The organism is Vibrio sp. RM-69-4 (assembly GCF_024743775.1).
Classification (GTDB): domain Bacteria; phylum Pseudomonadota; class Gammaproteobacteria; order Enterobacterales; family Vibrionaceae; genus Vibrio; species Vibrio anguillarum.
The window spans coordinates 1-26,395 of sequence record NZ_JAMQXI010000008.1 but is presented as its reverse complement, the minus strand read 5'-3'; the positions used below and the strand labels follow the sequence as shown (position 1 = coordinate 26,395).

The window sequence follows — 26,395 nt, the reverse complement described above, 5'->3', positions numbered from 1 at the left end:
CGTCCTCTATTACTTCGGTTGTGGGTACACGTAATCCAACCAGCCCCACTTGTCTTCAGTGGTACCGTTAAATAGGCCAAAGTAAGCTTCTTGCATCACTTTCGTGATTGGCCCACGTTTGCCCTCTCCAACCGTAATTTGGTCTACGCTCCGTACAGGGACGATTTCGGCGGCGGTGCCAGTCATAAAAATTTCGTCAGCAAGGTAGAGAGCTTCACGCGCAATGTTCACTTCACGCACTTCGTAGCCCATCTCTTTAGCCAGCGTCATGATCGAATCACGCGTGATACCCGGCAAGATGGAGCTGGTGGTTGGTGGCGTGAGCAGCACACCGTTTTTGATGACGAAAATGTTTTCGCCTGCACCTTCAGATAAATAACCATCCACGCTTAAGGCGATACCTTCGGCATAGCCATGACGACGAGCTTCACCACCGACAAGCAGAGACGATAAATAGTTACCACCCGCTTTGGCTGCGGTTGGAATGGTGTTTGGCGCAGCGCGATGCCAGCTAGAAACCATCGCATCCACACCATTTTCTAGCGCTTCATCACCTAAGTAAGCACCCCAAGGGAAGGCGGCAATGATTAACTCCATTTCAGTGTTCACTGGGGGGCAAACGCCAAGGCCGACGTTGCCAACAAAGCCAAGTGGGCGAATGTAGGCTGAATCCAGTTTATTGACGCGCAATGTTTCACGTGTCGCTTCCATGATTTCTTCTATCGTATAGGGGATAGGGAAACGGTAAATTTTTGCTGAATCTTTCAGGCGTTGAGCGTGCTCTTTATGACGGAAGACGATTGGACCTTTAGGAGTGTTATAACAACGCACACCTTCAAACACCGAGGTGCCGTAGTGCATTGCGTGTGTCAGTACATGAACGTTTGCATTTGCCCACGGCACCATTTCACCGTTGAACCAAATGTAATCTGCAGTTTTTGTTGCCATTTATTGCCTTCCTTATGCACAAATCTTTTGTTGTAAATTGTTATTCGGTAGTTCGTTATTTTTTATTGGGGTGACATCGACACTGCGAATATCCCATAATTTTTCAATTTGATTGATCAGTGTGCTGATGGGGCGATCACTATCAACAATGATTTCAACACTGGCGACTTTGCTGGCGTGGTTTTGCGTTGCGGCCACTTGTTTTATCACAAATCCACGATGGCGAATCACGCGCAGAACACGCTCTAATAGCACCGGTTTATCATCGGCTTTGATGTCTAATAGGTATCTATCCATTAGGTGTTCTCCAACATATCACTATTTGAGGCGCCCGGTGGTACAAGCGGCCATACGTTTTCTTCTTCATCAATCAAAACGTGAAGCAGATAAGCTGTTTTGCTGGCCAGCATTTCTTTAAGTGCTGGTTCAACTTCTTCTTTTTTGGTGATGGTTTTGCCAGGAATATCGAACGCCTTAGCTAGCATCACGAAATCTGGGTTGTCATCCAAAATCGTTTCACTATGGCGGCCATCAAAGAACAGCGATTGCCATTGGCGCACCATACCCAAACGATGGTTGTTCAGTAGTACCATCTTGACCGGGATTTGGCGGCGCTTGAGCGTACCAAGTTCTTGAACATTCATCATGAACGAGCCATCCCCGGAAATGAGAATGGATTGATCATCTGGGCGAGCAACGGCAGCACCCATTGAGGCGGGCAACCCAAAGCCCATAGTTCCAAGGCCAGCTGAGGTGATGAAGTTCTGTGGAGCACGCGGCTGAATGTGCTGCGCGGCCCACATTTGATGTTGGCCAACGTCGGTTGAGACGATGGCTGAATCGGGCATCATGTCGGACAGTTGTTTGAGTAACAATGGTGCAAAAATGAGATCGCCCGGGTGGTCATAGCGCCACTTAAAGCCACTGCGCAAACTTTCACTGTGGTGAACCCACGGTGCGATATCACGCGTCAGTTCCAGTTGTGGAAGAATGAGATTGATGTCACCACGTAGTGACGCATTGGCGATACGGAGTTTATTAAACTCGGCCGCATCGATATCGATATGAATCACTTTGGCGTGTGGTGCAAAAGTATCCAGTTTTCCCGTTACTCGGTCATCAAAGCGCGCTCCAACCACAATCAGCAAATCACACTCTTGAACGACCAAGTTTGCCGCCTTAGTCCCGTGCATACCAAGCATGCCAAGGTAGTGCGGATCATGACGCTCAATCGTGCCCAAGCCTTTTAAGGTGCTTACTGATGGCATCGGATTGAGGCGTAAAAACTCGCGTACGGAATCGGTCGCTTTGGCCAGTTGAACGCCACCGCCAACATACAATACAGGACGAGAGCTTTGTGAAAGCAGTTGTTGCGCTGCGTGAAGCTGCTCTTGGCTGGCAACTGGCATGGCTGGCGCAGTGAACGCAGGTAGCTCAGTCACGGGGGTTTTTGCCAGTTGTACATCTTTAGCGATATCCACAATCACCGGGCCGGGGCGACCCGCTTTTGCTACCTCAAAGGCTTCGGCAAGGGTGGGTGCGAGATCGTGGATATCGGTAACGAGGTAGCTGTGTTTGGTGCAAGAGAGTGACATACCAATCACGTCCATCTCTTGAAAAGCATCGGTACCAATGTGTGAGCTTGCGACTTGGCCGGTGATGGCGACGAGGGGGATTGAGTCAAGAAATGCATCGGCAAGACCGGTGACCAAATTGGTCGCTCCAGGTCCTGAGGTGGCCATGCACACCGCGACATCTTGTGTAGAGCGCGCCATGCCAATCGCCGCCATGGCTGCACCTTGTTCGTGGCGACAGAGGATGTGTTCTACACCGCCATCGTATAATGCATCATAGATTGGCATGATAGCGCCGCCGGGATAACCAAAAACGGTTTTGATTCCCTGCTGCTTTAATGCGGCTACAACCAGTTGTGCTCCTGTCATCGTAACCCTCCCAAACTGTGTATGGCACAGTAAACCATGTTGTGTTTGCACTTCATGTGCGCTCCCATTCTTCCTGTCATATCGGGTTGGGTAATCACCAACCAGTATGAACTTTTTAGTTTAATAGTTGTAAAAAAACCCCCGGACTTTTCAGTGCGGGGGTCTTTTGAATCTGGTGGTTATTTTGCGCCCACTAGCCCCCGCGCGGAATCAATAATGACCACGATAATCAGGCTTAGCAGTAGGTTAATGTGAGCGTTCAAATTCATCACTTAATTCTTAAAATAGTTGGCGTAATATCTTACGAAATTGTTTGCGTCTCTAGTGGTAACACACAATTCCGTTAAATGACAAGCAAAAACTCATTCTTTTTTCACATTCTTTCAGCATCACAACAAGCTATATAACAATCTCTCGTGTGCAAATAAGGGCGCAGAAACAGAACGAACACTTTTTAAACAACCACAAAGGAATGAAATGGGACTCGCAATTATTCACAGCCGAGCCAGTGTTGGCGTGCAAGCACCGACAGTGACAGTTGAAGTACATATTAGCAATGGTATGCCTGGTTTTACGTTGGTCGGCTTGCCAGAAACGACGGTCAAAGAGTCTCGTGATCGCGTGCGCAGCGCTATCATTAATTCCCGTTTTGAGTTTCCCGCCAAGCGTATTACGGTCAATCTAGCCCCTGCGGATCTCCCCAAAGAGGGTGGTCGATTTGATTTACCGATCGCGTTGGGTATTTTGGCGGCCTCACAGCAGATAGCGCTAACGAAGTTAGATGGGTATGAGTTTATTGGTGAATTAGCCTTATCTGGTGAGTTGCGTCCTGTTAAAGGTGTATTACCCGCCGCTTTAGCTGCGAATCGAGCCAAGCGCTGTTTGGTTGTGCCTCATGGTAATGGTGATCAAGCTGCGTTAGTGGCAAAGGATCAGCATAAATCGGCGCAAACGCTGCTTGAGGTGTGTGCTGATTTGTGTGGCCAGCAAACCCTCTCTCTTTTTCAAACCGAACCTAAACCGTGCCAAGCGAAAAGTACTCGCGATCTGCAAGATATCATTGGTCAACAGCAAGGAAAGCGAGCGTTAGAAATCGCAGCCGCGGGCAACCATAATCTGCTTTTTCTCGGTCCACCCGGAACGGGTAAAACCATGCTTGCCTCTCGGTTGTGTGATTTATTACCAGAAATGAATGAGGATGAAGCGATGGAAACCGCTTCGGTTGCTTCTCTGACTCCACAAGACATTAACCAGCACAACTGGAAGCAAAGGCCATTTCGCTCGCCTCATCATTCCAGTTCAATGGCGGCGCTGGTCGGTGGCGGTTCTATTCCGAGGCCGGGGGAAATTTCTTTGGCACACAATGGGTTATTGTTTCTTGATGAAATGCCGGAATTTGAACGAAAAGTGCTCGACTCATTGCGTGAGCCATTAGAGTCAGGTGAAATTATTATTTCAAGAGCGCAAGGCAAAACGCGTTTTCCAGCTCGCTTTCAATTAGTGGGAGCGTTGAACCCCAGCCCAACCGGCTATTACGAAGGCACGCAAGCCAGAGCCAACCCGCAGAGTATTTTGCGCTATTTGGGACGCTTATCGGGGCCATTGCTTGATCGCTTTGACATGTCGATAGAAATCCCCTCGCTTCCCAAAGGAATGCTGGCAAATGGCGGCGAAAGAGGTGAAGCAACGGCTGTGGTTAAAGAAAGAGTGCTGATTGCTCGTGAACGGATGGTGATTCGTAATGGTAAGGTTAATGCTTTGTTGGGGAGCCGAGAAATTGAACAGTATTGCCCTTTAAGTAAGGCTGACGCCGAATTTTTGGAAAATGCACTGCACCGCCTAGGGCTCTCCATCCGCGCGTATCATCGCATTATCAAAGTGGCGCGTACGATTGCTGATTTAGAAGGGGCCGAGCAGATTGCTAAGCCCCATCTAGCGGAAGCGCTCGGCTATCGAGCTATGGACCGCTTGTTGAAACAACTGACCGCACAAGCGGTGTAATGAACTTAAAATTGGTAATTTAACCCTAGCGCTGTAAAGAGAGACGATTCGTCGTAAAACGAGAGGTTTGAGCTCGATTGGTTATAACCGGCTAAAGCGATTAATGACCAATCATCCCAATCCATAAATTGGCTGTATTCGTACGCGAAGAATAGGCTCAGTTCATCGTCATTACGCACAGTGTGATTAAACAGTGAATTTCCACCTTGATAGTCGCGCTTGGTATAACCAGCGGTCAGCGCCAGTTTATGGCGATTGATAAACGTGAAGTAGGAGAGATCGGCGGCGTAAGAGTGATGAGTATTGGCGTCGCCATCCGCTTGGTGGTTGATATAAGTGATGGAGGGCTGTAACAAACTGGTTGGGCTCAGAGAGTAACGGTACTGCCCTTTTAGGTAGTAACTTTTACCATCACGAGCCAGTTCAGGGCTTGGAAACTGATCGTTGTCGATCTCTTTGGTCGCGTAAGCGACATCGATAGTCCATGGGCTGCCTTGAATACTATTGAATGTTAATCGGTAGGCATTTCCTGACTCATCGGTTTCTTGGCGCTGACTGTTTAGTTGGTAAGGGTTAGCCCAGGTTTTTCCAGACATCACGGTCGGTAAAAAAGCCACATCAACCACGGTACCTGTCTCCATCTCATATTGATACCCCAGCTGAAGCGCTAAAGTGCCTACGGCAATATCATCACGTGAGGTGCCTAGATAAACCTGTTGTTGACGTTTGTCCCCGAAGGTGTAAGCAAGGTTACCCAAAGGCCCAACGGCAAAGTTTGACTGCCGGCTACTCTTTGTTTCGAGTGATGTAATACGCTCATCTCCACCCGTATCAAACGATGATTGGGAAGATGCAAAAATAGTATTAATGGCAATCTCACCACTTAAACCTGTTTCTGGAGCCAGTTCGGCAGATACATGAAAAGCCAGAGCGCTAACAAGCGTCATGGACAGGTATTTATTCATTAGGAGTTTCCATACTTTGATTCAATAGTGGTTAAGTATATGAATAAACTTGGATGACGACACGATAAAACTAATCTGACCGTTTTATGAATGAAGGGTGAGCTTTGTCTTAGGCATACACAGTTTTGTGCTGCGATGGCTTGTGTTTCAAGATTGGTTGTATGAGAAAGCGCTGCAAGGTTGAACTTGATTAAGTAAAAATGAGGAGCCGTTGTGCTCCTCATTTGGGAATGATTACTTGGTCAGTAGGTAATTGACCAGTTCGAAGTATTCATTGGTCGATTTAACACCTTGTCCCTGCACCAAATAATGATTGTTAACCACGACAGCAGGCACACCTGAAAGGCCGCTTTCTTGGAACTGTTTATCAAAGCGGCGCACCATTGAATCGACGGCAAAACCATTAAAGGCGGCATCAAATTTTGCTGCATCAATACCTTCGTCTAGGAAGATTTGGCGTAGATCCGCATCATCTCTTGGTGGTTTACGCATCGTGTGGATGCGGTTAAACATCACGGGCACCATTTTGTCTTCAACTTTGAGGGCAAGCATGGTGGCGTAAGCTTTACTCATTGATTTACCCATAGAGCCACCCATAAAAGAAACATGGTTTTTCTGCAGAGTAACCCCTTGTGGGAGCTGCTTTTTCAGTTGGGCGATGATCGGCTCAAAGGTATTGCAGTGTGGGCAGTAAAAGGAGAAAAACTCCGTCACGGTTGGATTTTTAGAGGGTTCAAGATCAAGCACTTTATAATGCTCACCTTCTTTAAATTGGGCTGCATGAGCCGATAAGCTCAGCAGTAAGGTTGCAACCAGTGCAAAAAGCTTCTTCATTGTGTACTCCATTTATTGCTTCAAGGTGACTTACCATTGTGGCATTAGTGAGAGCGTAGGCTCGTCTAATGCTGCTATTTGTTCTTTAAACGCAAGCACTTGGCTTTCCCAATATTTAGGGTCATTAAACCAAGGGAAGGCGAGTGGAAAAGCAGGGTCCTGCCATCGTTTGGCCAACCATGCCATGTAATGCACCATTCGTAGACCGCGTAACGGTTCAATTAGTTTCAATTCGGCTGGATTAAAATCGTGAAACTCTTGATACGACTCTAAGATAATGTCCAACTGCATTCGCTTATCTTGCAATTCGCCATTGAGTAGCATCCACAAATCCTGTACTGCTGGTCCATTGCGAGCATCGTCTAAATCGACAAACATAGGCCCATCTCGCCACAAAATATTGCCTGGATGGCAATCACCATGCAAGCGGATGGCCGCGGATTTTGCTGGCCATTGCTGTTCAATTTTGTTGATCAATAACGATAAGTCACTGAAAAAGGTATTTTGCAAGTGCTGAGGTATAAAGGACGCATTTTCCAATAGCTGTTTGGGTTGATAAAGATACTCATCTAAGCTGATGGTCGGGCGATGAACAAATGTACGAGTGGCACTGATGTGATGAATGCGTCCAAGAAATCGGCCCACGCCTTCTAATTGGTCCATATTGTCCACTTCAAACTGCCGCCCACCCACACTGTTAAACAGCGCGAAATGATAGCCCTGATAGTGATGTAAGGTTGCACCGTTGATGAGTAATGGCTCAGCAATCGGAATTTCCGCCGCGTACAGCTCGCGTGTAAAATCGTGCTCCTCTTGAATTTGCTCAACACTCCAGCGCTGAGGTCGATAGAATTTCACCACATAGCGTTGGCGTTCTTCATCGATGAATTGATAAACGCGGTTTTCGTAACTGTTGAGTGCCAGAAATCCTGATTCAGCACGAATGCCGATGCTTTCTAAGGCATACCACATGGTATCAGGGGTGAGTGCATCAAAATGGAAAGAAGCTTTGGTCATGATTAAAAAGGGCCCATTACTGAGCCCTTTTCCATTCGTTACGAAGTTAGAGTTTATTAATAAACCGGCTCTCAACTTCTATCGTGAATTGGTTACTGTCCGTGAGTATAAACTGAATCGTCGCTATAGGAGAGCTGAGTTTGTCAGGAGCGACGCCAAGGCTGGTTGGTAGGTTCAATACCTCTCCTGGTTTGACTTGAATGGTTTGTTTACCATACCAAGAGACGTCCGATAGCCCTTTCACGTCAAGCTTATACTCTTGCGTTTGCTGAGTTTTGTTGATGACTTTCAAGGTGTAAGTGTTCTCAATTTCACCATTGCTGTTGGTTTTAAATAGCTGGTTTCTATCACGCAATACACTTAAGCCGACCGGATCAACGCTGGCTACTTGAGCGATGAATAAGCCAAACATCACCAGCAGTACCGTGCCATAACCGAGTAATTTAGGCCTGAGTATTTTGGTGTGGTGGCCGGAGAGGCGGTGCTCCGTGGTATAGCTGATGAGCCCTTTTTCATAGCCCATACGTTCCATGGTGGTATCGCACGCATCAATACAAGCGCCGCAGTTAATGCATTCGTACTGCAAGCCATCACGAATATCGATGCCAGTCGGACACACTTGTACGCACAAATCACAATCAATGCAGTCACCTAAACCGAGTGCTTTGTGATCGGCTTTACGAGCGCGTGGCCCACGAGTTTCACCGCGTTTGCTGTCATAGCCAACAATAAAGGTATCTTTGTCAAACATCGCAGACTGAAAGCGAGCATAAGGACACATATGGATGCAGACGATCGAACGCATCCAGCCTGCATTTCCGTAAGTACAAAGGGTGAAAAAGAGTACCCAGAAGACGGGCCAGAAACTTTCATCGAGTGTGAAAAAGTTCACCACGAGTTCGCGTACCGGGACGAAATAGCCGACAAAAGTAAAACCAGTACCGAGTGCAATCGCCAGCCAAGCAATGTGTTTGATGGCTTTTCTTATAGCAAGATTAGCTGTGAGTTTTCCTGAGTCTTGCTTGCGGCGTTTATTGGCGGCGCCTTCGAGTTTTTCTTCAAACCAAATGTAGATAAATGTCCACACAGTTTGCGGGCACAGATAGCCACACCAGACACGGCCAAGAAAAGTGGTAATAAAAAACAGGCCGAATGCCGCAATCATAAACAACAGGGCCAATAGAGTTAGGTCTTGTGGGTAAAGTGTGGTGCCGAAAAAGTTAAATTGCTGGTGGCCGATGTCGAGCAAAATCGCTTGGCGATCACCATAAGAGATCCACGGTACTAAAGTAAAAAGCAGCAGTAAAAACCAGCCACCATAGCGGCGGAGTTGTTGATAAGTACCTTTACTTTCGCGCACATAAATACGGTTGCTAGGGTTAAAACGGTCACCGTTGCCTTTGTGAGTTTTGGGGTTGAATATTTTAGGAGTCACATCCTTTATATCGATTTTGTCCTGACTCATGAAATGATCCTTGTTGGGCTGTAAGGTGTGATTTCTTTTAGTTCACACTCTGCGACATTGCTGTTTTCTCTTTGGGTACAATACCAAGATGAGAAATTATCATTGTTCAATCTTTATTTATTAAGCGGCAAGTATAACGCCAATAACAATTTTATTTCTTTAACACTATCAACCTTTAACAATAAAGCCTCAACTCGTGAGGCTTATCGCTAATAATAAAAAAGCGACCTAATAAGGCCGCTATCTTGATCACTATCACAGGGGCTACATCATTTTATGATGCCACGCGCGCGTAAAATGGCTGTTTTAAAATCATCTTCCTGATCTTTCTTCAGGCCTGGAATCATTTCGTCTTTGGCGCTGTTGCGCATTTTTAGATGGTAGATCAATACATCATCTGTAAGCGCTTCTAATGGTCCTTTATAACCCGCTTCTTGAGCCAGTTTGGTGATGAATTGCATTAAGTTGAGCTGCTGATCTTTTTGCCATTCAGGCGCAAGTAGTTCAATTAGCTCTTCAATTCGATGACATTGCATTCTCTTTTCCCCAATTTTTATAAGTATTTTGAGTAAAGGTATCAAATTGCGGATTGAAGTCCAATTGAGCGCAAAGAAAAAGCGCAGGGTTTAGCTGCGCTTTTTAATTATGCTGCCTGAACAACATTAGTTGTGCTCGATGCAGTAAGGGCATTTTTTTCAACTAAAGTCATTGCTGGAGCGACTTTTTTTGTAGTCGGAGCAGCAGCAAAACCACTACGACGACGCATTGCACTACGGTTTGTGTGCGAAAACCTGACAGCTGTTGGGCGCATTCATTAACCTAACGGTCAGGCACATCCATTGCCAATCTAATGGCCTGAATCACCATGAGTTGAGCTTCATAATTGAAGGGTGGCTCTTCTGGCTCTCGCCAATCCAAATAATGATTCAGGAATAACGATATGCTTTCATATCGTAGTTAGATTAGCACCAAGTTTTGAATTGATCGATAGTTGAACGATTGTTGAGATGAATATTCTTGCAAATAAAGCTTAAAATTGTGTGAGATGCTTGATTGAGTTTGTCATCTGATCGGCATTACATCGCGTTTTGTTAAATAGGAGGTACCTATGTCGTTTACAAAAACTCGCGATTTATCGCTCTCCTTGCCGTTCGTTACGAAATCTGCATTTAGGCTTACAACTGTAAGCTGAAGTGTGTAATACTAAGCCCACATTTTGTTGCTTTTGGTATGGTGTTTATGTCTGCTGTTGACAATGATGGCTATGGTGCAGGTGAAGAACGGGCGAATGCACTGAGTCATGGTTTGGGGCTATTGCTTAGTTTTGTTGGTTTAGTCTTGCTGCTGATCAAGGCAACAAGTGCGCAGGCCGATGCATTGACTTATATCAGCATGAGTCTCTATGGTGGCAGCATGATAGCGTTATTCCTTGCTTCAACGCTGTATCACTCCGTTGCGACACCGAAAGCCAAACGCTGGCTAAAAACGTTCGACCACTGTGCCATTTATCTACTGATTGCCGGAAGTTACACCCCCTTTTTGTTGGTTAGCCTTCGCACTCCTTTGGCGATAGGTCTTATGGTGGTGATCTGGCTGCTGGCGCTGCTCGGTATCATCATGAAAATTGCCTTTGTCTATCGTTTTAAAAAGTTCTCACTAGTGACTTATTTGGCGATGGGGTGGTTATCCTTGGTTGTGATCTACCAACTGGCCCTCAATATCGAGGTCGGTGGTTTGGTGCTACTTGCTGTTGGTGGTTTGGTCTATTCGCTCGGGGTGATTTTTTATGTAGCGAAACGCATTCCCTATAACCATGCGATTTGGCATTTATTCGTGCTAGGTGGCAGTGCTTGTCACTTTTTTGCGGTTTACCTTTTTGTTCACCCAGTAAGTGCTTAACGCATTTCGACCCGCTCAATGTTGGCCGAAATTTGATAGCCTTGCTGGCGATCAACCTGAAGGGTAATCGGCTTTCCTTGCGCTTGAGTTTGTGGGCGTAAATAGCTATCAGCCATCCGTTTAATGGATTGCCAAATGGGTAACTGCTGAGTGAGCAGTGGTTGACCTTGCTCGTCATAAAGAGTGATGCTGAGCACTACCGCAATGACAGATTGCGAGCTTTGATTGGTGATGGCTGTTGGGATAACGAGTGTATCTCCTTGGTAGTAAGCCGCGCCGAGTACTACTTCCACTCCAGAATCTGACAGTTGTAAAATCGGTTTTTCACTCTCCATCTCAAAGGTGGTTGCTCGGGCTTTTTGAGCAATAGGGGCCGCGTGAATGACGGTTTCCGGCGACATTGATTGCGGTTCAACATATTGCCATGTGAAATCATCATTGAGTTTCACCTGGCGGCCATCTTCTAAGGTCAGAACTTGCGCGCAAGATACGGCGCTTGCTGTCATGCTTAACAGCATCATTATCACAGGTATTGTCTTCATCTTAACGTCGCCAAAATGCAGGGAAAAACAGAACGATAATCGTCAAAATTTCTAAACGCCCCATCAACATCCCTAAGCTCAGAACCCACTTTGCTGCGTCAGGCAGTGGTGCGAAGTTGCCCGTTGGACCAATCACCGAGCCCATTCCGGGACCAACGTTGGCCACTGCGGTGATGGAACCTGAAATGCTGGTGACAGGATCAAGGCCCATTGCACTGAGCGCGCCTGCGATAGCAATGACAGTGATAAAAAAGGTCAAACCAAAAGCAACGACTGAGCGGACAATATCATCATTAACTGGACGATGATTATAGCGCTGTACGAAGATGCCTGATGGATGGACTAACTTCATAATTTGTTTATTGAGCAGCGTCATCGCAATTTGGAAGCGGAACACTTTAATCCCACCAGAGGTTGAGCCGGAACAAGCTCCTGCTGCCATTAAGAAGATGAACAGCGTGCTTGGCAGTGCGCCCCAAGCGGTGAAATCTTCCAAACCAAAACCAGTAGTCGTGACCACTGAAACGATATTAAACATCGCCACTCGCAGAGCGTCCAACCAGTAGTAGCCTAGTTTGAGATTCAGCCACAACGCAATGATGAGACTGGCAATTAGGAAAAGATAAGCAAATCCGCGAACTTGTGCGTCTTTTATGATCACTTTGATATTTTGTTTTCGGGCCGCAGCGACAAACAGTAGAAAGGGCAAGCCCCCCAAAAACATAAACAGCGTTGCTACCCAATGTGCACCGTTTGAGAAGTGGTTCATCGAACCGTCGGAGGTAGAATATCCACCAGTCGACAAGGTGGTAAATGAGTGGTTGATCGCTTCAAAAAGCGTCATGCCAGTGAGGATATAACCAATCAAGCACAGTAAGGTCAGTACCAAATAGACCAGCACAATATTTTTCGCGACAGTTTTGGCGCGTGGGCTACTTTTATCGGACCAATCAGACGATTCGGTTTGGAACAATTTCATCCCACCCACATTGAGCATTGGTAATACCGCTACCGCCATTACGATAAACCCAACCCCACCAAGCCATTGCAGGATAGAGCGCCACAACAAGATGCTGGGCGGCATATTATCAAGGCCACTGAGTACAGTTGAACCTGTGGTGGTTAGCCCTGACATGGTTTCAAAGTAGGCGTCGGTAAAGCTGATGTGGTTGATAAAGACGAAAGGGAGCGCCGCGAAAGCGCTAGCAACCGTCCAAACTAAGCTGGTGATGAGAAACATATCGCGCACGCTGAGCTTAAAGTGCGCGGTACGCCCCAAGCTTAAGCAGATAAAGGCGACAATATGAGTGATGATGACCGCTTGAGCAAAATCAAGGAAGCCACCCGTACCGGTAAAAAAAGCAACCAGTGTCGGCACATACATAAATAGGGCGAGCTTAGACAGCACGAGTCCTATAACGAATGAAATGGGGCGTAAATTCAGCATGACGCCAATGACCTATAGGAAAAATGGGCTAGGTTGGAACAAGGCTTCCACATCGGGCACGTACTTTTTATCCACTAAGAACATCACCACGTGATCATCTTGCTCGATAATAGTGCGGTCATGGGCGATTAACACTTCTTCACCACGCACAATCGCGCCAATGGTTGTGCCCGGTGGCAGTTTAATATCACCCACTGCGCGTCCCACCACTTTAGAGGTGTTTTGGTCGCCATGTGCAATTGCCTCAATCGCCTCTGCCGCGCCACGGCGTAGCGAAGAGACGTTAACGATATCGGCACGACGTACGTGAGTCAGCAGTGCGGAAATGGTGGCTTGTTGGGGTGAAATCGCGACATCAATCACGCCGCCTTGTACGAGATCGACATACGCGCCACGCTGGATAAGTACCATCACTTTTTTCGCGCCCATACGCTTGGCGAGCATGGCGGACATGATGTTGGTTTCATCTTCGTTGGTGAGCGCAATAAATACATCGACTTGGTCGATGTTCTCTTCGGCTAGCAGCTCTTGGTCCGCCGCATCACCACAAAATACTATGGTGTTTTCTAACTCTTCCGATAACTGCTCTGCACGTGGGTAATTACGCTCAATCAGTTTAACGCTGTAGCTGTGCTCTAAACGTTTGGCTAAGCTTGCCCCAATGTTACCCCCGCCAACAATCATGATACGGCGATAGGTTTTTTCCAGCCGCTGTAGCTCACTCATGACCGAGCGAATATGATTACTGGCTGCCACGAAGAACACTTCATCGTCAGCTTCAATAATGGTGGTGCCTTGCGGGCGAATCGGCCGACCTTGGCGGAAAATAGCCGCGACGCGGGTATCAATGTGCGGCATGTGTTCACGTAGCGCTGAAAGAGCATTACCCACCAATGGCCCGCCGTAGTAAGCTTTCACAGCCACTAGGCTCACTTTCTCTTCGGCAAAACTCACTACTTGCAGTGCGCCGGGGTATTGGATCAACCGTTCAATATAGCTCGTCACTAGCTCTTCAGGAGCGATGAGGTGATCCACCGGGATCGCGCCTGACTGAAACAAAGTCTCTTTTTCAAGCAGATATTCAGGAGAACGAATACGCGCAATTCGGTTGGGCGTATTAAACAAAGAGAACGCCACCTGGCATGCCGCCATGTTGGTTTCGTCGGTATTAGTGACCGCAACCAGCATGTCCGCGTCCTGTGCGCCCGCTTCACGCAGTACATCAGGGTGGCTGGCGTGGCCATGAATCACCCGCAAATCGTACTTGTCTTGCAGCTCGCGCAAGCGGTCACTATTTTTGTCGACAATGGTGATGTCATTGTTCTCGCCGACCAAGTTTTCGGCCAGTGTGCCACCGACCTGACCTGCACCAAGAATAATGATTTTCATACTCTGTTCTCTTTCTACCTGCCGAATATCGGCCACTGAAAAGGCAGCAATAATGCTGCCAATGTGCGTCGAATTTACGCTTGTTTGGTTAATACTGCGTAGTAAAAACCGTCCATATCTTCTTCTCCGGGGAGTATCTGACGCCCCGGCTGCTCACGATCGGAACCCACTAATTGAGCGTTATGAGTTCGTTCTAAGAAGGCTTTGACCTGCAAGCTGTTTTCTTGTGGAGTGATCGAGCAGGTTGCGTAAACCATAGTGCCACCGACTTTTAATTGCTTCCACATTGCGTCCAGTATTTCGCTTTGTAATTGAGCCAATGCCTCAATATCGCTACCACGACGTAGCCATTTGATGTCTGGATGACGGCGAATAACCCCAGTGGCAGAGCAAGGTGCATCTAATAAAATTCGGTCAAACTGTTCGCCATGCCACCACTCTTCAGGGTAACGAGCATCACCGCAGATCACATCAGCGCGAAGTTGCAGGCGTTCCAAGTTGTCATAGACGCGTTCAAGGCGGGTTGCATCGCTGTCAATCGCAACCACTTCAGTATCGTGTGTGTGCTCCAGAATGTGCGCGGTTTTACCCCCGGGGGCGGCGCAGCAATCTAAAATCAGCTCGCCTGCTTTAGGTTGAAGGTAGTCAATCGCTAGCTGCGCAGCGGCATCTTGCACCGATACCCAACCACGATCAAAACCGGGTAAAAGCGTTACATCGCAAGGTGCAGCGAGTTTTATTGCGTCGGCGGCGTGAGAGTGCACGCTGCACTCGATATTTTCGCTAGCTAGTAGTGCAAGATATTCATCACGAGTGTGGTGCTGACGGTTGACGCGCAACCACATTGGCGCTTTTTGATTGTTGGCTTGCACAACCGTTTCCCACTGTTCTGGGTACGCTTGTTGTAACAGTTTAAGTAGCCAACTTGGGTGGCCATATTTGCCTGCGTTGTGGCTAACGGCGATAGCGTCCAGTGCTTCTTGATCGCGCAAGTAGCTGCGCAATACGGCGTTGATTAGCCCACCTAAATTTTCACCGCGCAATGTTTTGGTGCCTTCAACCGTCTCGGCTACTGCGGCGTGAGCGGGAATGCGCATAAAGCTCAACTGGTAGATACCAACTAAAATAAGATGGTGAAAAACCCGCTTTTTCCCTTTCAGTGGGTTGTCCATTAGCTCATTGGCAATTGATTCCAAACGAGGCAAATAACGCAAAGCCCCGTAGCAGATCTCTTGCAACAGAGCATGGTCTCTTGGGCGGATGGTTTTTTGCGCCGCAGGAAGTGCGTGAGAAAGTGAGTGGCCTTTATCAACCACTTGAAACAACACGTTAGCCGCAGCTGCGCGAACATTCATAGAAGTACCGACTTTAAATAAATGAAAATCAATGAGGGCATCTCTGCCCTCGTTAAGGTTTAGCTAAGTTGTGTGCCGACTTCAAACCAGCTTGCGCGCGAATTGAGAATGTCTTGCACTGACATCGCTTTTTTGCCCTGCACCTGCAACTGCTCAAGCACCAGTAAGCCGTTGCCGGTTGCCACATAAATACCCGATTTATCGGCTTGAACAATCGTGCCTGCAGGGTGGTCGCTGGTTTGTGCTTCAACGCGACTTTGCCATACTTTAATGCTGTTCTCAGCCACATCAAAATGGCTCATTGGCCATGGATTAAAAGCACGCACGCAGCGTTCAATAAAAGCAGCATCCGCTGACCAATCGATTTTGGCTTCTTCTTTGCTAAGTTTTTGTGCGTAGTTAGCCAATGTATCATCTTGTTGAGTGGCAATCGCTTTGCCACTGGCGATATCGGCGATGCATTCTACCAACGCTTGTGGGCCTAACTCGGCCAGTTTGTTATACATAGAAGCGCTGGTGTCTGTTGCCTCAATCGGCAGCTTAGCAATTTTGAGCATATCGCCCGTATCTAGGCCGACATCCATTTGCATGATGGTTACACCCGTTTCACTGTCTCCCGCCCAGATCGAGCGTTGGATCGGTGCGGCACCACGCCACCGTGGCAGAATGGAACCGTGTACGTTAATACAGCCAAGCCTTGGCATATCAAGTACGGCCTTCGGTAGCAGTAATCCGTAGGCGACCACTACCATTAAATCTGCGTTGAGATCGGCGAGCGCTTGCTTGGCTTCGTCGCTCTTAAAGTTCTCTGGTTGATACACAGCAATATTGTGCTCAACGGCCATCTGTTTCACTGGGCTGGCGGTCAGTTTTTTACCGCGCCCTGCCGGGCTGTCGGGTTTAGTGTACACCGCGATAACCTCATGCTCCGAAGACAACAACGCCGCCAAATGACGGGCGGCGAAGTCCGGAGTACCTGCAAACACAATGCGTAATGATTGGCTCAAGGTAACCTCACTTAAGTTAGTTTTTTTCGTTATAGCGTTTGATTTTCTCTAGCTTATCTCTAATACGCTTACGCTTTAATGGCGAAAGGTAATCCACAAACAGTTTGCCTTGTAAGTGATCAAGCTCGTGTTGAACACAAATGGCTAAAAGGTCATCCGCTTCAAATGAGAATTCGTTGCCATCACGATCTAACGCTTTGACTGTGACTTCTGCTGCGCGAGGAACAAGGGCGCGTGAGCCCGGGACCGACAGACAGCCTTCTTCAATGCCATCTTCACCGCGTTTCTCTAAAATTTCAGGGTTAATCAGAACCATTGGCTGGTCGCGACTCTCTGAAATATCGATCACAACGATGCGTTGGTGAATATCGACTTGCGTTGCGGCAAGGCCGATACCGTCCTCGTCGTACATAGTCTCAATCATGTCATCGACGATTTTTTGGATCTCAGGTGTTACTTTCTCTACCGGTTTTGCAACGGTACGAAGACGATCATCTGGGAATGTTAATACTTGTAATACAGACATATACACTCGAAATGTTGAACTGTGCCGAAACAGCTTAAAGCTTGTTGGCTCAATTCTAGACATTTTATGACCCAAATGACAGCATCCAAATGTTAATAATCTGATTCATCCTTACTTATTTCGGCCAAGGAACAGAGGTCATGTCACGATTTATTCGTTATTTAGTGTGTGTTTTTTTACCGTTGTCATTGGTCGTTAATGCGTTGGCGGCGGAGGATATGGCGCTCACCGTCAAAGCAAATGCCCCGCAGACATACACGGTCGTCAAAGGAGATACCTTGTGGGATATTTCTGCGCTCTATCTTGATAACCCGTGGTTGTGGCCACGTTTATGGCAAATTAACCCAGAGATCGATAACCCGCATTTGATTTATCCCGGCGATAAGCTGACCTTAGTCTGGCGTAACGGACAGCCGGTGTTGAGTTTAAAACCTATGGTCAAGTTGAGTCCGAAAGTGCGTGTGCTTGAGAAAAAAGCGGTTCCGACGGTGCAAGAGGGATTAGTGTTGCCGTATCTGTATACGGATCGCTTACTGGATAAGCAAACATTACAAGAAAGCCAGCGTGTGCTCGGTGCCAGCGACGGTAAACAATACCTGACGGCGCAAGATACGCTCTACATAAGCGGGCAACAGACTCACCCCAAATGGGGTATTTATCGTGAAATCGCTGAGTTTTCTCGTCATGATGCCGCCGCGAAAAATAAAACTATGGTTGCTTTGCGTTTGATTGCTTCTGGTGAATTGGTCTCCGCCGATGAGGCTTTTAGCGGGCTAACCATCACCGCACAGCAACAAGAGATAAGAGTCAATGATATTGCCCTACCTGAAGTGGGCGTCGAAACCTTAACGCTTTCAACCACTTTTTTCCCATCGCCATCGCGACTACAAGCTGAAACGCATATCCTCGGATCGTTGGAGGGTAGTGAGTATTCGGCGCAGAATCAGGTAGTTGTGATCGATAAAGGCCTTGCAGATCAACTGCGTCAAGGGACGATGTTTGATTTGATTCAAGCCGGTTCTAAAGTGTCTGGAAAGAAAGGACAGCACCAACAGAACCTTGATGAAACCCTGCAATTACCAAGCAGCTTGGTGGGCAGTTTGATGGTCATTCGACCTTATGAACATTTTAGTTTGGCTTTGATTACCGATAGCCTCGTGCCGATTGGTAAAAGTGTAATCGCGGTTTCGCCGCTCAAACCAGAGCTAACAATCGAGCCAAATGAACAAGCCGATACGGACTCGGTGGTTAAGGATGATACCGCAAGCTGATGGAGCAGAACGAATTAGCGGCGTGGCTAGCATTCAGCTTTGTGCCAAAATTGGGTGGCAAGAAACTTTCTCGTCTTGCTAGCGTCGCTTCTCTTGCTCATTTAATTGACTATTCCGAGCGGGAGTTAGCCGCGTTGGGTCTAGTTCAAGATCAAATCCGTTATCTGCGCGAGACGGCCCCTCAAGAAGTTGAAGAATGCCTAAGTTGGCAGCAAGCTAATGAGTCTCATCATATCCTTACTCCATTTTGCGATGGTTATCCTTCTTTACTAAAAGAAATTGCTACCGCACCTCCGGTTTTATTTGTCAAAGGACGAATAACAGCACTCTCTGATCCGCAAATGGCGATCGTCGGCAGTCGTAATGCGAGCCCTGATGGCCAACGAGTTGCTCATCAGTTTGCGCGAGAATTTGTGCAACAGGGCTTGCTTGTTACCAGTGGTTTGGCATTAGGTATTGATGGACATGCTCATGACGGTGCGTTGCAAGCGGGTGGTGAGACGATAGCCGTGCTCGGTTCGGGCCTTGAATCTATTTACCCAGCGCGACATAAAAAATTAGCGCAACGGGTGATGGAAAGCGGAGCATTAGTCTCGGAATTTCGTCCCAAAGCCAAACCAAGGCCAGATAACTTTCCGCGGCGAAATCGCATTATCAGTGGGTTAGCGGTTGGTGTTTTAGTGGTGGAGGCGGCGGAGAAAAGTGGCTCGTTGATCACGGCGCGCTATGCGGCTGAGCAAGGGCGAGATGTGTTTGTTATTCCGGGCTCCATTGCTAACCCAAATTGCCACGGTAGTAATCAACTTATTCGTTGTGGGGCGTGCTTGGTGCAAAACAGTGAACAAGTATTATCTGAAATTGGCACCTTAGTAGACTGGTCATTGCGCCAAAAGCAGCCTCAACCTGATTTATTTTCTGTACAGAGCGATCAGCAATTGCCATTTGCTGAACTGTTAGCTAACGTAGGAGTAGAGGCTACGCCTGTTGATATTCTTGCGAGCAGGACCCATATACCTGTCCATGAAGTCATGATGCAGCTTTTAGAACTTGAGCTTTCAGGTCATGTTGTTGCCGTTTCTGGCGGCTATATTCGTAAGGGGAAGGGTTAGCTATGATGATGGATATATTGATGTATCTATTTGAAACCTACGTCCATAGCGATGTAGATTTGCAAGTCGATCAAGATGAGCTTGAAGATGAATTGCTTCGAGCCGGTTTTCACCAGAAAGATATCTATAAGGCCCTGAATTGGTTAGAAGAGCTTGCGGCATTGCAACAAACCGATGCTCATTCAGCGATGGCAACCAGTGCTGCGACTTCGATGCGGATGTACACAGCACAAGAGATGGACAGGCTGGATCTTGAAAGCCGAGGTTTTTTATTGTTCCTTGAACAAGTGAAAGTATTAACTCCTGAAATTCGTGAAATGGTGATTGATCGAGTGATGGGTTTAGAAACCAATGAATTTGAATTGGATGACTTAAAGTGGATCATTTTGATGGTGCTATTTAATGTACCGGGAAATGAAAATGCTTACACGCTTATGGAAGAGCTGCTATACACCAAAGATCAAGGTATTTTGCATTGATTGCAGCCGTTCGTTTAGTTGAGCATTATGAGTCGTAAAACCGAGTCCCCCCTTTTTTCTGCGCATGGACAAGCGCTGCAGCATGAGCCTTGTCCGCAATGTGGTGGCCAATTACAGCTTCGCCAGGGTAAGCATGGGCTGTTTTTAGGCTGTAACCATTATCCCAATTGTGACTATATTAAACCGCTGCAGCAAAATGATGGTCATATCGTTAAGGAGTTGGGTGTGCCATGCCCAGAGTGTGGCCATGAATTAGTGTTACGCCAAGGTCGTTATGGCATGTTTATCGGGTGTAGCCATTATCCGCATTGCCACCATATCCAAGATACAGATTCCCCTGCAGACAATGTTCCTCAGTCAAAACAGCTTTGCCCTGAATGTTTGAAAGGCCATTTAGTGGAGCGAAAAACGCGCCATGGTAAAACTTTTAATGCTTGCGATAATTACCCTAAATGCAAGTTTGCCGTTAATCAGCAACCTGTTGCCGGTAAATGCGAAAAATGTGGGTTCGGATTATTGATAGAGAAAAAACTCGCCAGTGGTATTAAGCTGCAATGTGCTGATCGAAAATGTGGTCATATTCAATCCGCCACAGAGTAAAGTGACGGCATATGAAAATGGCACATTGAACGTGCCATTTTTTATCCGTATTTATCGTCAATTAGGTTTGTTTTAGAGCGTCGGCTTGATCGCTTGAACAAAATGGTGCAAGGCTGGATACGTTGTCGCATCAAGCACTTCAGCCAAGCGACAGAGCGTTCGTTGCAACTGCGCGTTGTAATCTGCACTGACATTAATATGGCCCATTTTGCGCCCAGCACGTTTCTCTTTGCCATACCAATGAATGTGGCAGCCTTCAATCGCCATCACGGCTTCTGGTAAATTGTCCTCACCCAAAATATTAATCATCGCGGTTGGGCGAAGTAACTTCGTGCTGCCTAAAGGTAAGCCACATACTGCGCGAAGGTGATTCTCAAATTGACAGGTTTCTGCGCCTTGCTGTGTCCAGTGACCAGAGTTATGGACTCGTGGTGCAATTTCATTCACCAACAATGTTCCCTGCACATCAAAAAACTCGAGCGCTAGCACACCGACATAATTGAGACGAGCGGCAACCGAGGTAAACATCGACAGTGCTTGCTCTTGCAAGGCTGGGTCATCTATCGCCGTTGATAAACTCAGTACACCGTTAATATGCACATTTTCTGCCAGCGGGTAAACCGCGATGCTGCCATCTTTGGCACGCGCGCCGACTAACGAGACTTCACGATCAAAGGGGACAAACTGCTCTGCCACTATCGCTTGAGTCGGAGTGGCTTGGATACAGGCTTCCATTTCTGGCCAAATGAGCTCTGCTTGTGAAGCTTCTTTTAAACGCCATTGCCCCTTTCCGTCATAGCCACCCAGTGCACTTTTTAGAACTATAGGCAGGCCGATGTTAGTTATCGCGGCATCTAAATCTTCACGAGTATTAATCACAAAGTATTGGGCATTTTTTGCGTTGGCTTCATCGAGTAGCGCTTTTTCAAGACGGCGATCGCCTCCGGCTTTAATGGCTTCGACGCTAGGAAGAAACTTACCACTTTGCTCACAAACAGTGAGAATTTCATGGGGAATATGCTCAAATTCAGCGGTAATGACATCCGCTTGTTTGATCGCATTGTCTAAACCATGACCAGTGATGTGTAATGTCAAAGGATGGACGATGTTACCGCTGCCCACATCAAAAGCGGAGATTTGAATGTTCAGAGGAGCGCCAGCCAGCGCCATCATGCGTGCCAGTTGCCCAGCGCCCAAGACTAAAACGTGCATAGTATCAATCCTCTGCAGGGTTAGGGTGGCTCAACACCGCTTCAGTTTGTGCTAAACGAAATGCTTCCACTTTTGCCATGACGGCCTCATCACTGGTGCCGATGATTTGCGCGGCAAGCAACCCAGCATTGGCCGCGCCTGCTTCTCCAATAGCTAAGGTGCCCACCGCAATCCCTTTTGGCATTTGCACAATCGAGAGTAAAGAGTCCATCCCTTTGAGTGCCTTTGACTGAACGGGAACGCCAAGTACCGGTAAGCTAGTAAACGCTGCCGTCATGCCCGGCAGGTGTGCGGCTCCGCCTGCGCCAGCTATGATGACTTTAAGGCCGCGTTCTCTTGCGCTGGTGGCGTAATCGGCAAGAAGTTGAGGTGTGCGGTGAGCAGAGACAACTTTGGTTTCGTATGCCACACCAAATTGATCCAACATGTCAGCAGCTAGCTTCATTGTGGGCCAATCGGATTTTGAACCCATGATAATTCCGACTTTCATCTCAAACTCCTTAATACTTCTAAAAATGGGGTGAGCGGGATAATTTGCGCGCATTATACGAGTATTTTTTCCTTAGGAAAACGTTTGCGTCAGCTTAATTGTGGAATTGATACATTTTATAAACAAATAGCTTTAGCCAGTTTTCAACGAAGTTTGTACACTTAGCCGCACTGTATTAAAGAAACCGATGGACAGTTTTTGTGAATAACTTTGAACACACTTTGCAGGCTCTACGTGACGGTGAAGTAATTGCCTACCCAACGGAAGGCGTGTTTGGGGTTGGGTGTGACCCAGATAACCCGCAAGCCATTCAGAAGCTCTTAGCGCTCAAGCAGCGTCCTGTGGAAAAGGGGTTGATTTTAATTGCGGCCTCTTACGAACAATTGCTTCCTTATATTGATGAGAGCCAGTTGACATCAGAGCAGCTCGCACGAGTACATGCCACCTGGCCTGGCCCTGTCACATGGATAATGCCGACCAGTGATAAAGTCTCTACTTGGGTAAGTGGTCAATTTGATTCGATAGCTGTACGTGTGACAGATCATCCTTTAGTGCAAAAGCTATGCAATGCGTTTGGAAAACCATTAACCTCGACCAGTGCGAATTTAAGTGGTCTTGCACCTTGCCTGACAACGGAAGAAGTTGAATCGCAACTGGGTGAGCAACTGGTTGCGATTTTAGATGGTCAAACCGGTGGTCGAAATAAGCCCAGTGAAATTCGTGACGCGAAAACCTCACAAGTATTAAGACAGGGTTAACCCTGCTAAGGAAGTAAGCGATGCCAACCATTGATAAGCAAGCCGTCAAACAATTTTTGCTTGAGCTGCAAGATTCCATTTGCCAGCAACTTGAACAAACGGATGGTCAAGCACTGTTTGAAGAAGATGCATGGCATCGCGAACCGAGTGAGCGTTTGGGAGGCGGTGGGCGAACTCGAGTGATGAAAGAAGGCCGTGTTTTTGAACAAGGCGGCGTGAATTTCTCGCATGTGCAAGGGCAGCAAATGCCCGCTTTAGCAACCGCGCATCGCCCTGAATTAGCTGGACGTCATTTTGAAGCGATGGGGGTTTCTTTGGTGATGCATCCAAACAATCCCTATGTTCCGACTTCTCACGCCAATGTTCGTTTCTTCATCGCTGAAAAAGAAGGCGAAGATCCTATCTGGTGGTTTGGCGGAGGATTTGACTTAACGCCTTTCTATCCGTTTGAAGAAGATGCTCAATCATGGCATGCCACAGCGAAAGCACTGTGTGTTCCTTTTGGTGAAAAAGTGTATGCCGAACATAAGTCGTGGTGCGATGAGTATTTCTTCCTCCCTCATCGCAATGAAACGCGCGGTATTGGTGGCCTATTTTTCGATGATTTAAATGCTTGGGGATTTGAGCGCTGTTTTGCTTATATGCAAGCTGTCGGTAAAGGATACACCGCTGCGTATTTGCCGATTGTTGAACGTCGTCAAGCGATGGAGTACGGTGAGAGAGAGCGCCAGTTTCAACTTTATCGCCGTGGTCGCTATGTAGAGTTCAACTTAGTGTATGATCGCGGCACATTATTTGGTTTGCAAAGTGGCGGTCGAACGGAATCGATTTTAATGTCGATGCCGCCATTAGCTCGTTGGCAATATCGTTATCAAGCGGAAGAGGGCAGCGCAGAAGCGAAATTAAACACCTTCTTGCTGCCGAGGGAGTGGTGACAGCGGTACATTTTCAATGATAGGGTCGCCGAGGTGGCCCTGTTAATTATCGAGAGGCAAGGATATGGCTCAGCACATTGATCAATATGCAGTATTTGGTAATCCGATTGGGCACAGTAAGTCGCCGATGATCCACACACTTTTTGCGCGGCAAACCAGTCAGGAAATGCACTATACCGCTCAACTCGCGGCTCTAGATGGCTTTAAACAAGCGGCTGAAACCTTTTTTGCCTCCGGTGGCCGAGGGTGCAACATTACCGTGCCTTTTAAAGAAGAAGCGTATCAGTTTGCGGATCGATTAACCGAGCGAGCTCAACTTGCAGGCGCGGTCAATACACTGAAAAAATTAGATGATGGCGAAATTATCGGTGATAACACTGATGGAGAAGGTCTGGTTCAAGATTTGCTTCAGTACCAAGTGCCACTACGAGACGCTTCTATTTTAGTGATTGGTGCTGGCGGCGCGGCGCGCGGCGTGATTAAGCCCTTACTCGATCAGCATCCTGCAAGTATCGTGATTACCAACCGTACCTTTGCAAAAGCCGAGCAGCTCGCCACGCTTTTTAGTCCCTTTGGCGCGGTAAAAGCAATCGCGTTGGAAGAGATTAATCAACATTTTGACCTCATCATTAACTCGACCTCGGCCAGCTTGGATGGTGAATTGCCAAACATCGCTCCGACGATCTTCAGTAAGAGCAGTGTGGCCTATGACATGATGTATGGCAAAGGATTAACAACATTCAATCAGTGGGCATTAAGTCATCATTGCGCTCATGCCTATGATGGTTTGGGGATGTTGGTTGGGCAAGCTGCGGAGAGCTTTATGCTATGGCGCGGACTCAGGCCGGGTTCTCGACAAATATTGAGAGAACTGAGAAAAAATCTAGAAGGCTAATCATGAATCAAGCGATTTTATTTCCTGACCGACAAACGTGGCACTCGGCAAGCCAAAGCGTACTTTTTCCTGCTCAACACGCGGGAGCTCTGCTCGAGTGTACGGTACACAAGTCAGTACTGAGCCATCTGTCTGGTGAAATGATTACTAACGGTGAGCAAGCTATTCAAGTTTTTGAACAATGGCGATTTGACCTTGAAGAGCTTGCTGAAAGCTTGATTGAAGATGAAGCGTTCAATTTAGATGGACAAATAGAGATTAAAGCTTAGTTAATGGCTTTCTTTGACACTCGTAAGATAGTCATTTTTGTTCTGCACATAGTTGTCGGAAGATTTAAGCAAAAAAGCTCGCTCTTTATCTGTTAGCGGGCGGATCTGTTTCACTGGGGATCCTACATAAAGATAGCCGCTAACCAATACCTTGTTTGGTGGCACTAAACTGCCAGCTCCAACCATCACCTCCGATTCAACGACTACGCCATCGAGCACAATTGCTCCCATGCCAATTAAGACTCGATCATGGATTACGCAACCATGCAGCATCACTTTATGGCCAATTGTGACGTCATCGCCAATAATAAGTGGAAAACCATCCGGGTTTTCGGTGTTTTTATGAGTCACGTGCAGTACGCTGCCATCTTGAATGTTGCTACGTTGGCCAATGTGAATATGGTTTACATCGCCTCTGGCTGCAACCAATGGCCATATGCTGGAATCATCGCCTAAAACAATATCGCCAACCAACACCGAGCTACTATCTATATAGACGCGCTGTCCGATTTGTGGGGATATTCCTTTATAACTACGAATTGATGACATGCTCGTCTCCTTTAATAACTGACGCCATAAGATAAATTAAACAGAAATAGCGTCAAAACAACTCTTTTTGAATAAAAATTATCCCAACGAACAGAAAATCAAAAAAAACAGCAAAAAGGGGTTGCCAACGTGACGGCGATCTCTATAATGCCGCCTCACTGACACGGCACAGCCAGTAAGGGTTCAAGCCCAACGAGCAGCCAATCAGTAGGTCAAATCGGTAAGACGAAATAATTTAATAAAGTGTTTGACACTTTTCATTATCTCGCTAGAATGGCCGCCTCTTCAAAGGAAGCCTCGGCAAGCCAGAGAAGAACGCTCTTTAACAATATAAACCTATCAATCTGTGTGGGCACTCGTTGATGATAATCAAAAAAGATTTATCAATGAACTGAGTGACCAATCAGAATCAAGTTTACTTGATTTTGGCACAGTCAATTCATTGTTGTTCTGTTGGAACAACAATAGCTTTAAAATTACTTTTTTACTT

At 47.1% G+C, this 26,395-nt stretch carries 27 protein-coding genes; 10 read left to right on the top strand and 17 right to left on the bottom strand.

What is annotated here, in order from left to right; translation table 11 throughout:
- Nucleotides 1-9 precede the first annotated feature (9 nt).
- The 3 genes from ilvE to ilvG are packed head-to-tail and all read right to left on the bottom strand — an operon-like array spanning nucleotide 10 to nucleotide 2,891.
- Nucleotides 10-948: a branched-chain-amino-acid transaminase gene (ilvE, locus tag NB504_RS00805; RefSeq protein WP_010319931.1), complete on the bottom strand. Its 939-nt coding sequence runs from the start codon at nucleotides 946-948 to the stop codon at nucleotides 10-12.
- Nucleotides 949-960: 12 nt separating this feature from the next.
- On the bottom strand, nucleotides 961-1,245 hold the full coding sequence (gene ilvM, locus NB504_RS00800; RefSeq protein ID WP_010319930.1) for an acetolactate synthase 2 small subunit: 285 nt from the start codon (nucleotides 1,243-1,245) through the stop codon (nucleotides 961-963).
- A complete protein-coding gene (gene ilvG / locus NB504_RS00795) occupies nucleotides 1,245-2,891 on the bottom strand; it encodes an acetolactate synthase 2 catalytic subunit (RefSeq protein ID WP_017044151.1) in 1,647 nt (548 codons plus the stop codon). The genes ilvM and ilvG overlap by 1 nt, the downstream gene beginning before the upstream one ends.
- 477 nt (nucleotides 2,892-3,368) lie before the next feature.
- On the opposite strand from ilvG, the gene NB504_RS00790 reads away from it, so the two are divergent.
- Nucleotides 3,369-4,892, top strand: a complete 1,524-nt coding sequence (locus tag NB504_RS00790; RefSeq protein WP_017046355.1) for a YifB family Mg chelatase-like AAA ATPase — start codon at nucleotides 3,369-3,371, stop codon at nucleotides 4,890-4,892.
- A gap of 5 nt (nucleotides 4,893-4,897) precedes the next feature.
- On the opposite strand, the gene NB504_RS00785 is transcribed toward NB504_RS00790, so the two are convergent.
- From NB504_RS00785 to NB504_RS00765, 5 genes are all read right to left on the bottom strand, one after another.
- Nucleotides 4,898-5,857 carry a DUF2860 domain-containing protein gene (locus tag NB504_RS00785; RefSeq protein WP_017048695.1) on the bottom strand — a complete coding sequence of 320 codons (960 nt, stop codon included), beginning with the start codon at nucleotides 5,855-5,857 and terminating at the stop codon, nucleotides 4,898-4,900.
- Between the two features lie 234 nt (nucleotides 5,858-6,091).
- Complete coding sequence (locus tag NB504_RS00780; protein WP_026028316.1) at nucleotides 6,092-6,691, bottom strand: thiol:disulfide interchange protein DsbA/DsbL; 600 nt, start codon at nucleotides 6,689-6,691, stop codon at nucleotides 6,092-6,094.
- Between the two features lie 30 nt (nucleotides 6,692-6,721).
- Complete coding sequence (locus tag NB504_RS00775; protein ID WP_026028515.1) at nucleotides 6,722-7,708, bottom strand: serine/threonine protein kinase; 987 nt, start codon at nucleotides 7,706-7,708, stop codon at nucleotides 6,722-6,724.
- 46 nt (nucleotides 7,709-7,754) lie between these two features.
- Entirely contained in the window at nucleotides 7,755-9,173 is a 1,419-nt protein-coding gene (gene ccoG / locus NB504_RS00770; protein ID WP_017046352.1) for a cytochrome c oxidase accessory protein CcoG, read from the bottom strand.
- Nucleotides 9,174-9,442: 269 nt separating this feature from the next.
- Nucleotides 9,443-9,709, bottom strand: a complete 267-nt coding sequence (locus tag NB504_RS00765; RefSeq protein WP_029189868.1) for a YihD family protein — start codon at nucleotides 9,707-9,709, stop codon at nucleotides 9,443-9,445.
- A gap of 694 nt (nucleotides 9,710-10,403) precedes the next feature.
- Between NB504_RS00765 and NB504_RS00760 the strand changes: the two genes are divergently transcribed.
- The gene (locus tag NB504_RS00760) at nucleotides 10,404-11,072 is read left to right on the top strand and encodes a hemolysin III family protein (RefSeq protein WP_017043678.1); all 669 of its coding nucleotides are present in this window, start codon (nucleotides 10,404-10,406) and stop codon (nucleotides 11,070-11,072) included.
- Here the strand turns inward: NB504_RS00760 and NB504_RS00755 are convergent.
- From NB504_RS00755 to def, 6 genes are all read right to left on the bottom strand, one after another.
- Nucleotides 11,069-11,614 (bottom strand): DUF3157 family protein, encoded by a 546-nt coding sequence (locus tag NB504_RS00755; protein ID WP_094127373.1) that lies wholly within the window; start codon nucleotides 11,612-11,614, stop codon nucleotides 11,069-11,071. The genes NB504_RS00760 and NB504_RS00755 overlap by 4 nt on opposite strands.
- Before the next feature lies 1 nt (nucleotide 11,615).
- Entirely contained in the window at nucleotides 11,616-13,061 is a 1,446-nt protein-coding gene (locus tag NB504_RS00750) for a TrkH family potassium uptake protein (protein ID WP_017043680.1), read from the bottom strand.
- Between the two features lie 12 nt (nucleotides 13,062-13,073).
- Nucleotides 13,074-14,450, bottom strand: a complete 1,377-nt coding sequence (gene trkA / locus NB504_RS00745; RefSeq protein WP_026027554.1) for a Trk system potassium transporter TrkA — start codon at nucleotides 14,448-14,450, stop codon at nucleotides 13,074-13,076.
- 74 nt (nucleotides 14,451-14,524) lie between these two features.
- Nucleotides 14,525-15,805: a 16S rRNA (cytosine(967)-C(5))-methyltransferase RsmB gene (gene rsmB, locus NB504_RS00740; RefSeq protein ID WP_047688083.1), complete on the bottom strand. Its 1,281-nt coding sequence runs from the start codon at nucleotides 15,803-15,805 to the stop codon at nucleotides 14,525-14,527.
- A gap of 59 nt (nucleotides 15,806-15,864) precedes the next feature.
- Nucleotides 15,865-16,812 carry a methionyl-tRNA formyltransferase gene (gene fmt / locus NB504_RS00735; RefSeq protein ID WP_258428084.1) on the bottom strand — a complete coding sequence of 316 codons (948 nt, stop codon included), beginning with the start codon at nucleotides 16,810-16,812 and terminating at the stop codon, nucleotides 15,865-15,867.
- Between the two features lie 16 nt (nucleotides 16,813-16,828).
- The gene (gene def / locus NB504_RS00730; protein ID WP_038148727.1) at nucleotides 16,829-17,338 is read right to left on the bottom strand and encodes a peptide deformylase; all 510 of its coding nucleotides are present in this window, start codon (nucleotides 17,336-17,338) and stop codon (nucleotides 16,829-16,831) included.
- 140 nt (nucleotides 17,339-17,478) lie between these two features.
- On the opposite strand from def, the gene NB504_RS00725 reads away from it, so the two are divergent.
- The 4 genes from NB504_RS00725 to NB504_RS00710 are packed head-to-tail and all read left to right on the top strand — an operon-like array spanning nucleotide 17,479 to nucleotide 20,797.
- Nucleotides 17,479-18,609 carry a LysM peptidoglycan-binding domain-containing protein gene (locus NB504_RS00725; RefSeq protein ID WP_013855533.1) on the top strand — a complete coding sequence of 377 codons (1,131 nt, stop codon included), beginning with the start codon at nucleotides 17,479-17,481 and terminating at the stop codon, nucleotides 18,607-18,609.
- Nucleotides 18,609-19,718 (top strand): DNA-processing protein DprA, encoded by a 1,110-nt coding sequence (gene dprA, locus NB504_RS00720; protein WP_017048702.1) that lies wholly within the window; start codon nucleotides 18,609-18,611, stop codon nucleotides 19,716-19,718. The genes NB504_RS00725 and dprA overlap by 1 nt, the downstream gene beginning before the upstream one ends.
- 2 nt (nucleotides 19,719-19,720) lie before the next feature.
- Nucleotides 19,721-20,197, top strand: coding sequence for a DUF494 family protein (locus NB504_RS00715; RefSeq protein ID WP_013855530.1), 477 nt, complete (start codon nucleotides 19,721-19,723; stop codon nucleotides 20,195-20,197).
- Nucleotides 20,198-20,224: 27 nt separating this feature from the next.
- Nucleotides 20,225-20,797 (top strand): type I DNA topoisomerase, encoded by a 573-nt coding sequence (locus tag NB504_RS00710; protein ID WP_026027556.1) that lies wholly within the window; start codon nucleotides 20,225-20,227, stop codon nucleotides 20,795-20,797.
- A gap of 72 nt (nucleotides 20,798-20,869) precedes the next feature.
- Here the strand turns inward: NB504_RS00710 and NB504_RS00705 are convergent, their stop codons facing one another.
- On the bottom strand, nucleotides 20,870-22,009 hold the full coding sequence (locus NB504_RS00705) for a 5-(carboxyamino)imidazole ribonucleotide synthase (protein WP_258428083.1): 1,140 nt from the start codon (nucleotides 22,007-22,009) through the stop codon (nucleotides 20,870-20,872).
- A gap of 4 nt (nucleotides 22,010-22,013) precedes the next feature.
- Nucleotides 22,014-22,499 (bottom strand): 5-(carboxyamino)imidazole ribonucleotide mutase, encoded by a 486-nt coding sequence (gene purE, locus NB504_RS00700; RefSeq protein WP_010319910.1) that lies wholly within the window; start codon nucleotides 22,497-22,499, stop codon nucleotides 22,014-22,016.
- Between the two features lie 200 nt (nucleotides 22,500-22,699).
- On the opposite strand from purE, the gene NB504_RS00695 reads away from it, so the two are divergent.
- The 4 genes from NB504_RS00695 to NB504_RS00680 all read left to right on the top strand — a co-directional run bounded on the left by NB504_RS00695 (nucleotide 22,700) and on the right by NB504_RS00680 (nucleotide 25,356).
- A complete protein-coding gene (locus NB504_RS00695; RefSeq protein WP_017043689.1) occupies nucleotides 22,700-23,257 on the top strand; it encodes an L-threonylcarbamoyladenylate synthase in 558 nt (185 codons plus the stop codon).
- A gap of 20 nt (nucleotides 23,258-23,277) precedes the next feature.
- Complete coding sequence (gene hemF / locus NB504_RS00690) at nucleotides 23,278-24,192, top strand: oxygen-dependent coproporphyrinogen oxidase (protein WP_258428082.1); 915 nt, start codon at nucleotides 23,278-23,280, stop codon at nucleotides 24,190-24,192.
- Between the two features lie 64 nt (nucleotides 24,193-24,256).
- Nucleotides 24,257-25,087, top strand: coding sequence for a shikimate dehydrogenase (aroE, locus tag NB504_RS00685; RefSeq protein WP_194663573.1), 831 nt, complete (start codon nucleotides 24,257-24,259; stop codon nucleotides 25,085-25,087).
- A 2-nt stretch (nucleotides 25,088-25,089) separates the two neighbouring features.
- Entirely contained in the window at nucleotides 25,090-25,356 is a 267-nt protein-coding gene (locus NB504_RS00680; protein ID WP_010319906.1) for a DUF1488 domain-containing protein, read from the top strand.
- On the opposite strand, the gene NB504_RS00675 is transcribed toward NB504_RS00680, so the two are convergent.
- Nucleotides 25,357-25,905 carry a gamma carbonic anhydrase family protein gene (locus NB504_RS00675; RefSeq protein WP_013855523.1) on the bottom strand — a complete coding sequence of 183 codons (549 nt, stop codon included), beginning with the start codon at nucleotides 25,903-25,905 and terminating at the stop codon, nucleotides 25,357-25,359.
- Between the last annotated feature and the right edge of the window lie 490 nt (nucleotides 25,906-26,395).